At 42.5% G+C, this 12445-nt stretch carries 15 protein-coding genes; 8 read left to right on the forward strand and 7 right to left on the reverse strand.

Annotated features, from left to right (window positions below):
- Nucleotides 1-211 precede the first annotated feature (211 nt).
- Nucleotides 212-628 (forward strand): DUF356 domain-containing protein, encoded by a 417-nt coding sequence (locus tag EQO05_RS13375; RefSeq protein WP_128507313.1) that lies wholly within the window; start codon nt 212-214, stop codon nt 626-628.
- 106 nt (nt 629-734) lie between these two features.
- On the opposite strand, the gene EQO05_RS13380 is transcribed toward EQO05_RS13375, so the two are convergent.
- On the reverse strand, nt 735-1163 hold the full coding sequence (locus tag EQO05_RS13380; protein WP_128507315.1) for a toprim domain-containing protein: 429 nt from the start codon (nt 1161-1163) through the stop codon (nt 735-737).
- A gap of 151 nt (nt 1164-1314) precedes the next feature.
- The gene (locus EQO05_RS13385) at nt 1315-1632 is read right to left on the reverse strand and encodes a DUF167 domain-containing protein (protein WP_128507317.1); all 318 of its coding nucleotides are present in this window, start codon (nt 1630-1632) and stop codon (nt 1315-1317) included.
- A 757-nt stretch (nt 1633-2389) separates the two neighbouring features.
- Between EQO05_RS13385 and EQO05_RS13390 the strand changes: the two genes are divergently transcribed.
- From EQO05_RS13390 to EQO05_RS13405, 4 genes are all read left to right on the forward strand, one after another.
- The gene (locus EQO05_RS13390) at nt 2390-3499 is read left to right on the forward strand and encodes an amidohydrolase family protein (protein ID WP_128507319.1); all 1110 of its coding nucleotides are present in this window, start codon (nt 2390-2392) and stop codon (nt 3497-3499) included.
- 18 nt (nt 3500-3517) lie between these two features.
- Complete coding sequence (locus EQO05_RS13395) at nt 3518-3970, forward strand: universal stress protein (protein WP_128507320.1); 453 nt, start codon at nt 3518-3520, stop codon at nt 3968-3970.
- Between the two features lie 85 nt (nt 3971-4055).
- Nucleotides 4056-4910: a CBS domain-containing protein gene (locus EQO05_RS13400; RefSeq protein ID WP_128507322.1), complete on the forward strand. Its 855-nt coding sequence runs from the start codon at nt 4056-4058 to the stop codon at nt 4908-4910.
- 176 nt (nt 4911-5086) lie between these two features.
- Nucleotides 5087-5776, forward strand: a complete 690-nt coding sequence (locus EQO05_RS13405; protein ID WP_128507324.1) for a 2,5-diamino-6-(ribosylamino)-4(3H)-pyrimidinone 5'-phosphate reductase — start codon at nt 5087-5089, stop codon at nt 5774-5776.
- Between the two features lie 220 nt (nt 5777-5996).
- On the opposite strand, the gene EQO05_RS13410 is transcribed toward EQO05_RS13405, so the two are convergent.
- Nucleotides 5997-6713 carry a YkgJ family cysteine cluster protein gene (locus EQO05_RS13410; RefSeq protein WP_128507326.1) on the reverse strand — a complete coding sequence of 239 codons (717 nt, stop codon included), beginning with the start codon at nt 6711-6713 and terminating at the stop codon, nt 5997-5999.
- A gap of 459 nt (nt 6714-7172) precedes the next feature.
- On the opposite strand from EQO05_RS13410, the gene EQO05_RS15640 reads away from it, so the two are divergent.
- The gene (locus tag EQO05_RS15640; protein WP_164888560.1) at nt 7173-7346 is read left to right on the forward strand and encodes a DUF5350 domain-containing protein; all 174 of its coding nucleotides are present in this window, start codon (nt 7173-7175) and stop codon (nt 7344-7346) included.
- A 177-nt stretch (nt 7347-7523) separates the two neighbouring features.
- Here EQO05_RS15640 and crcB (EQO05_RS13415) read toward each other — a convergent pair whose 3' ends face one another.
- The 4 genes from crcB (EQO05_RS13415) to EQO05_RS13430 all read right to left on the reverse strand — a co-directional run bounded on the left by crcB (EQO05_RS13415) (nt 7524) and on the right by EQO05_RS13430 (nt 10054).
- Nucleotides 7524-7880: a fluoride efflux transporter CrcB gene (gene crcB / locus EQO05_RS13415; protein ID WP_370273835.1), complete on the reverse strand. Its 357-nt coding sequence runs from the start codon at nt 7878-7880 to the stop codon at nt 7524-7526.
- A gap of 21 nt (nt 7881-7901) precedes the next feature.
- Nucleotides 7902-8282, reverse strand: coding sequence for a fluoride efflux transporter CrcB (gene crcB, locus EQO05_RS13420; RefSeq protein WP_128507356.1), 381 nt, complete (start codon nt 8280-8282; stop codon nt 7902-7904).
- A 264-nt stretch (nt 8283-8546) separates the two neighbouring features.
- Nucleotides 8547-9740, reverse strand: coding sequence for a gephyrin-like molybdotransferase Glp (gene glp, locus EQO05_RS13425; RefSeq protein WP_128507330.1), 1194 nt, complete (start codon nt 9738-9740; stop codon nt 8547-8549).
- 23 nt (nt 9741-9763) lie between these two features.
- Nucleotides 9764-10054: a ubiquitin-like small modifier protein 1 gene (locus EQO05_RS13430; RefSeq protein ID WP_128507332.1), complete on the reverse strand. Its 291-nt coding sequence runs from the start codon at nt 10052-10054 to the stop codon at nt 9764-9766.
- A gap of 80 nt (nt 10055-10134) precedes the next feature.
- Here EQO05_RS13430 and EQO05_RS13435 point away from each other — a divergent pair, with 80 nt between their 5' ends.
- Together EQO05_RS13435 and EQO05_RS13440 are read left to right on the forward strand one after the other, a co-directional pair.
- Complete coding sequence (locus tag EQO05_RS13435) at nt 10135-11763, forward strand: flippase activity-associated protein Agl23 (protein ID WP_128507334.1); 1629 nt, start codon at nt 10135-10137, stop codon at nt 11761-11763.
- 79 nt (nt 11764-11842) lie between these two features.
- The gene (locus EQO05_RS13440; RefSeq protein ID WP_240664693.1) at nt 11843-12388 is read left to right on the forward strand and encodes an HPP family protein; all 546 of its coding nucleotides are present in this window, start codon (nt 11843-11845) and stop codon (nt 12386-12388) included.
- The last annotated feature ends 57 nt before the right edge of the window (nt 12389-12445 follow it).

Consider the following 12445-nt stretch of genomic DNA (forward strand, 5'->3'; position numbering starts at 1 on the left):
ATTTTTTAAGTTCTCTTGCAGAAGAGAGATCAGATTTTGCAGTCCAGGGGCCAAAGCATTTACAGCGCCTTAAAAGTGATTAAAAGGCCGTAAGAGACAGGAAATACCCGAAAAGCCTGGCTGTTCAGCATCTCTCATACACAAAGATTATTATAGGGGTACATCTATATCGAAATGGGGATAACTTCAGTATATTGGTGGTGTGTAAAAAATGAAATCATTCGCATTAGTCCGGGCAGACGACTCGGATAAAGTAAAAATAGTCTTACATGATTTAGAACGATACGGACATATTCAATTTTCAGCTACTCCAAAATGCATAGAACCAAACTATGCTGATGAGCTTCTTGTTAGTGTAATGGGCGTATCCCTCAAGTCAAAATGTAACTCTGCGGCACTGGTGGAGCTGAATAATCATGCAGGGGCAGCAATTAGCAGGCTGAAGAAAATCCATCCTCCTGCCCATATAATCATTATCAGTCCAAGACACAAAATGTTTGAAGAACTGGCTGGCAAGTTTCCAAAATATCCGGAATTTGACCGAACATTTAACCATCAGAAGGGTCCACAAAATATGGAGATTATTCAGGAGAAAGGAGAACCTTCCAATCCGATGCATAAAGAGTGAAAGCAACTTTGCCAATTATCAATAATAACTTTGAGAGGAATATCTATTTTTGTTTTTAAAGTTAACCTTCAAAGTTAACCTTAAAACTTTTTTTAATACAGGTTTATTAAAAATCCTGCTTTGAGCAGGAACCGGTCTTTAATCTAAGTCTCGAAACATAGGTATACAGGCTTTCTACATCTTTAATTTCTTTCTGAGAGATCAGCCTGAGTTTGTTTCGGATCTCAAGCTCGGGCTTCAGACCAAAACTCTCGAAATATCCTGAAAGCTTTACAGCCAGCAGGTCGCCCCGTCGGTCCCAGTCAGTTAATATAACTACCTCGCAGCCAAGCTGGGAAATCCTCTCTGAGAAATTGAAAAGAGAATGCCGGGTTGCAAGTTCAAAATTGCCTTCAATTCCAAGCCTTTTCAGTGAAAGAACATCTCTTTTTCCTTCAACAATGATAATTGCTCCTCTTAATGAATATTCAGAGAGCTCGGAGAGCAGTTCTTCAATTCTTTCAAGCCTTTTTCTGTAGATTTCAATATCAGTCACGTTGTCTGCAACCCTGTTATTAATTTGGATTTTAAAGAACTGCACTTTTGGAAAAACTGCAGTTTACCTTTCAGGAGAGGAAAAATTTACTTTTAAAATCCGGTTCTTACTCAAATCCTTTATTAAAATTCTGGGTACTTAAATTCCTGTTTTATTTCTTTAAACGGGCTCCAAAAATTGAAATCGCCTGTTGATATGAGACTCCTTTTAACAACAATGATTTCTTACTGTTCGTTGCCCCGCTATTTATAAGAATATCAGAACTGCTAATTCCGAAGAGTTCGGCAAGGCATTCAACCAACTGCTCGTTTGCCTTTCCTTTCTGGGCATTTTTTGTTAGTTTTACTTCAATTCTTTTGCGCCATTCGTTATAACCGCTCGGAACCGAGACTGACCTGGAACCGGGAGTGACTTCGATATCAATAATTATACCAGAACCCAGATCTTTGATTGCCTCTTCAAAAGACATATGTTTTACCTTTCTGGAAGTATTCTATAAATCAATAACTAATCGACCTGCAAAAGCAAAGAATAGGAAATGAGAAGTTTATAAGATGGAATAAAAAATTTCCAATAGGATTTAAGACAAAATATAGATTAATTGTTCAAAGAATATGTAAACAAGAGTTTTAAAATCAGCAGAGAATAGTGCTGTAGCCCGGGCGCACTAACTCCGAAAGTTCATCCTCTGGTTATCCGCAGTCACTTTCAGTTACCCTCGTGCCGGGCAGTATCACACTATTGATGTACCGCATTGGGGTTGTCTATACACTCACAGTCAGGATTTTCCATTATCTCGTGCAAGGACCTATACAATGCGACGAAGCCATATTATATACATACTAATATATAAAAATATCGGAGAGCAATAGATTCACTCTACTGCATAAATAATTATAAGATACATTTATAGTAAAAACTCATTTCTCTTAAGAAAAAATGATTTCTACTGTAACCGCAATAGATACGGCATGGGAGTACGGAAAGGTGACCTGGAGAAAATACAGGGCTGATTGCAAAATTACAGAATCTGTTGCTCATTCATTAAAAAGGATTCAAAAATGAAAAAATGCCTCAGTAATCTTATCTTCAAAAAGACTACATCTTCAAACAAATTGTTTAAATAATAAAATCTGAAGGAAAACTTAAAAACTTATATACTATGTTTATGTTTGCTCTTCCGCAAACTGAGCACAGGCATTTAGCGAATACCAGAGGTGCGTATTATGTACGGCACTGAACAGATAATTTCCGGGACAATTATCGCAGGCTCCGAGCTGGAACCTGTCGAAGGTTATGTATGCATAAAGAGAGGAGTAATTACGGAGGTTGGAGAGGAGCGTACACATTCTACCAACATAATAGCTCCCTGTTTTGTCAATGCTCACACCCACCTCGGAGATTCGGTATTCAAGGATCCTCCTCTGGGAAAAGTTTCCGGATATCGGACTCAAAGAGACCTGGATGCACTTGTAAAACCTCCTGATGGATTAAAGCACAGAATTCTAAGAGAAACGCCATACAAAACCCTGATAGAATGCATGAGAAGGTCTCTACTGGATATGATAGAAACCGGAACTTGTGCCTTTGCGGATTTCAGGGAAGGGGGGGTTGTGGGAGTAGCAGCCCTGAATAAAGCTCTTGAAGGACTTAAACTTCATTCCATGGTACTGGGTAGACCTGCTGAGCCTGAACTGCCTCTTCAGGTAGTACTGGCTGAAGTAAGAAGAACTCTTCTGCATTCAAATGGACTCGGAATGAGCGGGACGAACGACCTTGATCTCGGACTACTGGAAAATATTGCTGCCTGCACACGGCAGTATAAAAAATTCTTCGCAATACATGCCGGAGAAAAAGATACTAGCGATATAGAAAAAGCATTATCGCTCAAACCTGATCTCCTGATTCATTTGACAAATGCTACGAAAAGGGATCTTGAGTACGTGGCTGATGCAAAGATTCCGGTTGTTGTCTGTCCCAGATCTAACCTTATTACAGGAGCCGGAATGCCGCCTATTGCCGAGATGCTGGAAACCGGAATAAGAGTTGCGGCAGGCACGGATAATGTAATGTTAAATTCTGTAAATATGTTTGCTGAAATGGAATTTATGTCAAAGATTTTCTCTATTGATGATAGGCAAGTATTTAAAATTTGCACACTTAATGGTTCTTTTGTAATGGGGCCTGATTCTACTGGTTCGATACAAAAGGGGAATAAAGCTAATATCATGATCCTGAATGGAAATTCAAATAATCTTGCAGGGATAAAGAACCCCATAAGTGGAATCACAAGGCGGGCAAGACCCGATGATATACTATCGGTACTTCATTCGTAAAGCAAATGGAGAACAAATATGGTGAGCGAATTTTACCGGAATATAGTGATTGCAACAGACGGATCCGAGAACAGCCAGAGAGCTGTATCTTACGGTATTGAGATTGCTAAACTCAGCGGAGCCACGGTTCACGCTCTTTACGTAGTAGATACAACTTCTTTTTCCTCAATACCTATGGATGCGGGCTGGGAAGCAATGTATGAAACCCTGAGAAGGGAGGGGGAGAAAGCCATCTCCGAGGTTAAGAAACGCGGAGAGGTCTCAGGGGTTGAAGTAAGAGAAGTTCTACTGGAAGGCCATCCAAGCAATGAGATTACAGATTTTGCAGAGAACAATAGTGCTGACCTGATAGTTGTAGGCACCCTCGGTAAAACAGGGCTCGACAGATTTCTGATGGGAAGCGTTGCAGAGAAAGTAGTAAGAGGCTCAAAAGTCCCGGTCCTGGTAGTCCGGAGTGAAAAACAGAGTTAAGACTTTCTGTCAACTGGAAGCCTTTTGAGAATAGAGATATAGAGAAAGAAAACCAGGATTCAGAATATACAAAGGTGTAGATAGCATGCCAAAAAACATCTTTATTGAAGATATCATGGTAAGGGACGTAGCAAGTGCAACCCTTCCAGGTTCAAGGGACGAGGTTCTTAAAATTCTTAAGAACAAACACATCTCAGGAGTTCCGGTACTTAAAGATTCCAAAGTAGTAGGAATCGTAACCAGGACAAACCTCTTACAGAACCCTGAAGAAGAACAACTGGCTCTTCTAATGACACGGGATCCGATAACAATATCTTCCGGATCGGATTTGCAAACCGCAGCAAGACTGCTTCTTGAACACGGCATCAGAAGGCTTCCTGTAGTAGATGACGGAAAGCTTGTAGGGCTTGTTACCGTGGCAGATGTTGTGGGCACGATCGCAGACATGAACATCGATATTCCGATAAAGGACTATGTAGAGAAGGAAGTCGTTGCGATTTACAGTGAGACCCCCCTGCCTGTTGTCGCCAGGATTATGGAGCTTTCAGCCGTCAAAGCTGTCCCTGTACTTGATGCGGGCCTTGAGCTCGTAGGAATAATCTCGGATAGAGACGTTATAGCTGCTAGCATAATTGAAGACAGTGTAGAGATGTCAGACATGTCTTCAGGTCTGGATGACGATGCCTGGACCTGGGAATCAATGCGAGACACCATGAGCATCTATTACAGTGTGTCAAGGATAAAGGTTCCCAACCTGATCGGAAGCGATATAATGATCCGAGAGCCAATCACAGCCACATATATTGCATCTGTCAGTGACTGTGCACGAAAGATGAAGCGAAACAGGATTGATCAGATTCCAATTATCAACTCAAACCGCAAGCTTCAGGGGCTTTTGAGGGATCATGATCTTCTTAAACCTCTGATAGAAATCGAGTAAACTCAATTTAACAACCCGCTTCTGAAAAATTGTTAAATCTTTTAACGTAACCGTTAAACCTTTTAACATAAGCGAAAAAGGAATTAAGAGACATTAAATTTCTCAGAAATTTTTCCTTCAGGAGGCACTCTCCCGAAAAATGCCTCCAATAAATACTTTTTTAAGGAGCCAGAAAAATGGACAGGCCATTTATTTTTATTAATTCTGCTATGTCAGCCGACGGCAAACTTTCAACAAAGGAAAGGAAACAGGTCAGGATCTCCGGAAAACTTGATTTTGAGAGAGTAGATGAGCTCCGAGCCCGATCAGATGCAATTATGGTAGGGATAGGGACTGTCCTCTCAGACGACCCAAGCTTAACCGTAAAGTCTCCTGAGAGAAAGGCAGCCAGGAAAGCCGCCGGAAAAACCGAGAACCCGGCAAGAGTTATTGTGGACAGTTCAGCAAGGACTCCGCTGGATGCTGATGTTTTTAAAAAAGGGGAAGGAATAAGAATTATTGCGGTTTCAAAATCTGCGCCTGCCGAAAAAGTAGAGAAGCTGGAACGAAAAGCTGTTGTTATCAGGACAGGCACCGAGAAAGTTGACCTTCCGGAGCTTGTAAGAAAATTAAAGGAAATGGGCATAAACACGCTCATGGTAGAAGGAGGGGCAACCCTCAACTGGGGTATGCTCTCCGCAGATCTTGTTGATGAGATCTATACTTTTGTAGGAAATCTTATTATAGGCGGCGCTATATCCCCAACTTTTGCTGACGGGGAAGGATTCTCGGAGGCTGATATCCTCAAACTTGAACTGTTCTCGGCCGAAAAAATTGAAGATGGAGTACTTCTTAAATGGAAGGTCAGAGACGAAAAAACAAGATAAAAAACTAAACGGCCGTTCGTATTTCCTTTTTCCGTAAACAGCTGACCCAATCTTTACTTTTCCTGATTTTTACTTTTACTTATTGTTACTTTTAATCAATTTTACCATACTTATTGTTACTTTTACTTATTGTTACTTTTACTTATTGTTACTTTTACTTATTTTTATTTTTTCCGATTTTATCGCTTTATAGGATTGCCAGTCGGATTTGACCGCATTGTTAATCGGCATCGGGCTTGAGAGTACATTTTTCAAATCCACCTTGATAATATACAAGGATTTCGAGTTCGCACTTGCCTTTAAGGAACTCCCGCATCTTGCGGTCATATATACTCTGGACATGTTTCAGGCTGTTTTTTCTGAAGTGAGCCTTTACACCTTCAAAAAAACCTATCATCTGCGTAAGGTAAGCCTCTTCGTAAGCTCGGGTTTCCCGCGCAACTGCTTCACATTCAGAATTGTCAAGTTTGGAATTGTAACTACCATGCTCATTTAAGCCGCTAATCTGGCGCCAGTCAACCCTGCCAGAATCGTCGGCTTCCCTATGGAGCATATGAGGGTAGACCCTGCAGATTGAAGGGCGGCTGCCATAAATTTTGCAGCGCTTATTCTCAAGGAAAACACAGGAACCGTCAGGCTTTGTTTTCAGGGCGTAGCCTGAAACATAAAACCTGCCCTTCTGATCGCAGAACTCGTAGTAGGGAGCCGGAGTAATCGAGTCCGGATCTATCTCCCTTATAATGTCCAGGTCTGCATCTAGCAGGAAAACGTGGTCGTTAAACTCTTTAGTGCAGCAACGTGCACACATTTCACACCTGAACCCCAGTTCCTTAATTATACCTGCGAATTCAGGATTCGGAAATCTCTTTACGCCCGCAAGTTCTTCTCTTGCGTCTGCGAGTTTTGCTTCAATATTATCCTTTTTTACGCTAATCACCTTTTAAGAAACAAGCCTTTCACAAACCTTTTTAAAAGAGGGCTTGACCGCAACCTTTCCGACGGAAAGCTTGACCAAAGCCTCTATCAGGCATGATAAGACGGCGAATGGTTTAATTACAACTTTCGTCTTATTCTAATCCAATGTCCGTAACATTTAACTACTAGCATTTCTCTTTATGATAAACCCAAGGCTTGATGACATTTATAATTTCGCACGTTCAGGCTTCAAGGAATATCAGATATTTATCAATATCATCGAGAATTATAGATTAAACCTTAACGAGTAAGGGAATTCCTGTTTGAATACCTGTTTATTGGGATGCTGCCGGGGAGAGAAAAATCCGCGGCAACCGGCAGTATCCAGCAATAAGCGAATACTTGGATATACCACGTGATAAATCAGAAATAAATTCAGAGAAAAATTAAAATTAAAATTAAAACTTAACGAGGAATGATAATGGGCAAAACCGGTAGCATTGATTGGGTAAAGGTAAAAGGCAGAAAAGGCAAAGTAATCAAGGTCCAGAAATCACAGGCTCAAAAAGCACACCCAGGACCTGCGCAGCGCTTCACTTCTTCAGGACACAAGAGGCGCTTCATCAGAAGATCTGCAAAAGCCCTTGTGAAGTGATTCTAAGGGCTTTTTAATTAACTTTTTTAATCTATTTTTAAGTAATCAGAAATCTATTTTTAACTTTGATTTCATCCGTCAGACAGCCATTTTTGAACATGGTTTCTTCTTTCAGGCATTCTTTTAGATACGGCTTACCGTGCATACTCAGGGATTCCCTAGCGAGTCAGGGCGGTTTCAAGCCCGTAAATTCAGGGCAAGATATGCAATGCTTATCCCTGCCAGGCAGAGTGCAACATTTAGGAAGATATTCAGGAAAAAGTGGAGGTTCTGGCCTTCCTCAAGCAATTTGAAGGTTTCATATGCAAAGGTAGAGAACGTGGTAAAGGAGCCTAAAATTCCTATATTTACCAGATAAATCAAGGATTCGGGCTCAGAAGAAAAAGTAAGAAGGGCAAGTGCAACAGTCCCTAAAAGGTTTACCGTAAGCGTGCCTGCTGGGATACTTTTAATTCTGGGAACCCGGCTTGAAACCGTATACCTGAGGCATGCCCCTATAAAACCGCCTGCACCTATCAAAAAGAGTTTTCCCATATCCGGAAAAGGAAATATCGTTTATTCCTCCTTATCTGAAAGGGCCTTTATTACACTCCTGCCCATAAACACGCCGACCAGGGTAAGAAACAGGTTGGCACTGATATTTCCCAGGGCAGGGAAAAGCGGCATGGTGAAAGACTGGACTGCAAATGTCGAAAATGTTGTAAATGCTCCCATAAATCCGGTTCCGAATGCGAGCTTTCCTTTTGGGCCTATAAATCCGAGGTATTCAGTATCGTACATTATCAGCCCGAGCATAAAACTCCCAAGCACATTTACCGAGAGAGTGCCGAGATGCGCTTCCAGAGGCTCACAGAGTAAAAACCGGGAAATAGCTCCCAGGAACCCACCGGCTCCTATGAGAAAGATTTTGTCCATATCGTTATATCCGGAAGGCATTGTTTTCACTTTGAGATCAATTTAAAATTTATATGATTTTGGAGTTTATTATTAAGAATTTAGCTCTGGGTTCTCAACCTGATTAGCTCTCGAAGTATAAAATTATATCTCATAAGGTGGGAAGACATCTTCCTCGATTCCGGAGGATACAGAAGGATAGCATTTACCCCCTGCTCGCTTAAAAGAAGTAAAATAAGCTTACTGCAGCATTTTTTAGTTAAAAATATGTTTAAAAAAAAGGCATTTTGGGAGAATATGGGACTGTCATTCTATTAAGAAGACATCCACCTCTTCTCCTTCATCATACCCTTCAATATCTTCGGGCACAAGCACATACCCGTCAGCCTTTGCAACCGAACTAAGTACCCCTGCTCCGGCTCCTGTAAGTGGGCGAACTTTATCCCCCTCAAAAACTACACGGATAAAATTAATGTATCCTATCTTCGAACTGATCTTCGCAGCCAATCGCCTTTTAAGAATAAGTTCGGGAATTTCCGGAGTTGCCGCCAGTTTCCTGATTCCGGGCCGGACAAAGAAATAGAGAGCAACGAGTCCGGCAACAGGGTAGCCGGGCAGGCAGACGACAGGAATGTGATTTATAATCCCAAGGGCTGCCGGTTTTCCGGGACTGGCTCCTATACCGTGTACGAGCAGTTTTCCCAGGGTTGCCACGACCTCAGGGGCATGGTCCCTTTTTCCTACCGAAGTTCCGCCTGAAAGAAGGATCATATCGGCGTCCAGATTTGTTTCTACGGCATTTTTGATGCTTTCAGGATTATCGGGTACGATTTCAGTACATCGGGGAATCCCACCCCATTTATTCACATAAAGAGCCGTCATCAGCCCATTGGTTTCAAGCACTTTGCCCGGAGGAGGTACGTCCGCGCTTTTCTTACGGCTTACAAGCTCGTCTCCTGTAGGAATAACTGCAACAACAGGCTTTTTGAAAACTCTCACGCTGCCAGACCCGAGGGATGCCAGTACGGCTGCATCGCACGGGCGAAGCAGGTGACCTTTTTCAAAAACAAGATCTCCTTTTCTTATGTCCTCTCCGACCTGTCCAACATTCCTGCTCGGGTAGACCTGAGCCCTGATCTCAACAAAATTTCCTGCAGTAGCTGTATCCTCGACCATTACGACAGCATCGGCTTCTTCCGGCACCGCGGCTCCGGTGTGGACCCAGCCCGAGCTCCCTTCCTCTATCCGGTCAGACAGCTGCAGCATTACGGGATTCGCAGGGGAAGCTCCCAGAGTATCAGAGGCCCTTACCGCATACCCGTCCATAGCAGCACGCCGGTAGTGAGGCACATCCCTTTCCGAAGTTACAGCCTCTGCCAGCACTCTGCCTGCGCAGGCTTCGAGTGGGATTTCCTCTGTTTTCTTCAGAGTGGAAATATTCTCAAGAAAAAGTCTTAAAGCTTCATCGACCGGAGTTCGCTCTTTGAATATTCTGCCCATTGTCTACCTTCCTGAAAAGAGAATTATCCTCCTGAAACAGGAGGTAGGACTGCAAGCTCATCGGTATCCGAAAGAAGCGTATCAAGTCCCTCAAGATGCCGGACATTGTTTCCGTTTATAAGAACATTAATTGAGCTGCACATAACAGGAGTTTCACTTTCTTCAGGTTTCTCAAAAATAAGAGACTTTAAATCGGGATATTTTTCAGTAAGGGATAAAAGAGCATCAAGAACATTTTCTCCCGATAATTGCAGTTCCGAGATGCCTGCCTTTTCACGCAAATTTGCAAATAACTTGATTTTTACCTCAGCCATGAGAGAGAGTATTTCATCCTATTCCTTAAATATACCTATGCCTTATTAAGAAACAGCTATGCTGGAAGGTTTGGGGAATAATGCAGCAGGTTCAGGATTACACTATAGAAAACTCACCAGGGCTTTCTGAGAAAAAATATAAGACATCAGGAATTCTGATTATTCTTTTTGCCCTCTTAATAAGACTGTTTGACCTGGGAGAACGAGTTTTTCATCATGACGAAAGCGTGCATGCCAGTTTCACTCTAAGGCTTCTGGAAGCCGGGGAATACAGGTATAATCCAGCTTATCACGGCCCTTTTCTTTTCCACTCTACGGCTGCGGTCTTTCACTTCCTGGGAATAAACGACACTACTGCACGCCTGATTCCTGTCTTCTTCGGAGTAGCCACAATCCTGCTGGTCTTTTTGCTCAAGAAGGAGCTCGGGAAAAGAGGTGTACTCTGGACGGCGTTCTTGCTTGCTTTTTCTCCGAGCATGGTATATTTCTCAAGATTTTTCAGGAATGATCTGATCATTGTTTTCTGTACCCTGGCTGCCGTTATAGGGGTGATCCGCTACCATGAGAACCTCCACAGCCCAAAGAGATATCCTTATCTTATCCTTGCTGCTTCCTCCCTTGCCCTTGCCGTATCCTCGAAAGAAAATGCCTATCTTATCATTCTCATGTTCGGAGCCTATGCAGGGTTTTACTCTCTATACAGACTTTATTCCAGCTGGAAAAGAGAAAGACTGAGCCTTAAGAAGACTCTCTCACTTAAAGTCGCGGCTATTTCTCCGTTTCTTCCCGAAGTACTGCTATCAGGCTTACTTTTTATTTTTATTGTAATGCTATTCTACACAAGCTTTTTCAGGTTCCAGGAAACCCCTTTTTCAATTGTAGAGAGAGCTTTCTCACACTGGATGGCTATGCACAGAACTGAACGCATTGGGGGTCCTTTTTATTTTTATATTCCTATCCTTCTTGTGTATGAAAGCCCTGTTCTGATCTTTGGGACTGCAGGTATTGTCCATTTCCTTAGAAAGAAAGGCAAAAATTTTTCCTTTTTCCTGTTTGTCTCCTACTGGGCGATTGCAAGTTTGCTGCTCTATTCCTATCTTCAAGAAAAAGTCCCCTGGCTTGTTGTGCACATTATCCTGCCTTTCGGAATTCTGGCAGGGGCTTATCTAGGGAATTTTCTCTCCAGATCATCTGGCAGAGAACAGGAGAATTCTCCTGGAGCGGGAGATGTGAGCTTCGAAACCGAGAGAAAATCCGTTTCCGGGATGAGACGTTCCAGTACCCATACCCTTGTAACGGGGATTCTGGCACTTACCCTGATAATATCGCTGGCTCAGTGCATTTCCATAAACTTTTACAGGAGCATGGAACATGACGAATTGATGACGTATTCGCAGTCTCCTCAGGATATCAGGGAACTTATGGAGAAAATAGATGGATTCGATCACGACTCTGAAAACCTGAGAATAGCGGTTGTAGACCCCGAAAATCTTTACTGGCCCCTGCCGTGGTACTTCAGGGACTATGAAAAAGCAGAATACTATATATCTCCTCCCGGGAACGAGAAATACGACGCAATAATCGTGCCTGCGGCGTACCGGATGTATAATGCAATTCCGGAGGAACGGTACGCCTCATATAATTTTTCCCTGCGTCCCGGAAAGAAGCTTACCCTTTATTACGACAAAACCCTTGAAAAAGGCGAGTGATAAGCCGGGAAAGGGATCCGCATTTTAATACCAGGGAAATAATAGTATGTAAAGGGAGTAATTTTTAAGTGGAATTTATATGGACAGAATGATAGGAAAACGGTCTGGCAAGTACCAGGATTCTCCCGAATCCGGTCCTCCTTCCGAACCAGGAGATGATAGACCTGAGACGTGTCTCTGGATGACAATTGACGAACTCATGACCAGAGATGTCGTAACAGTGCAGGAGAACACACCTGTAGAGGAAGTTTTTTCGCTCTATGGCAAATATCACTTTTATACCCTGCCTGTAGTGGATAGCAAAAACAAGCTTGTGGGTATTATCGATCTCGACATTGTTCTTGAAATACTGCTTTTGTGCCTGGTACCCAGGGAAAAATATACCCCGCTTACTGCAATCCGGTCGCTTGGATCAACTGCAAGAGAGATTATGATTCCCCATCCCGTAACAATCTCTCTGAACGCCACACTTAAAGATGCTTCTGACCTCATGATGAAGTACAGGCTTGACCATATATGTGTTATTGAAAATGGAAAACTGGCAGGAACAGTATCCAAAAGAGACCTGGTAGAAGAAATTTGCAGAAGAAGAAAGAAGGAAAAACTGAAAGAAAAAACCGATTAAAATCCGGGTTGTCCTGTAAAACAGGAACTGAGCTGTAACTTTCCGGGAAAAAGAGTA

The sequence above is a fragment of the Methanosarcina sp. MSH10X1 genome (assembly GCF_004099695.1).
Classification (GTDB): domain Archaea; phylum Halobacteriota; class Methanosarcinia; order Methanosarcinales; family Methanosarcinaceae; genus Methanosarcina.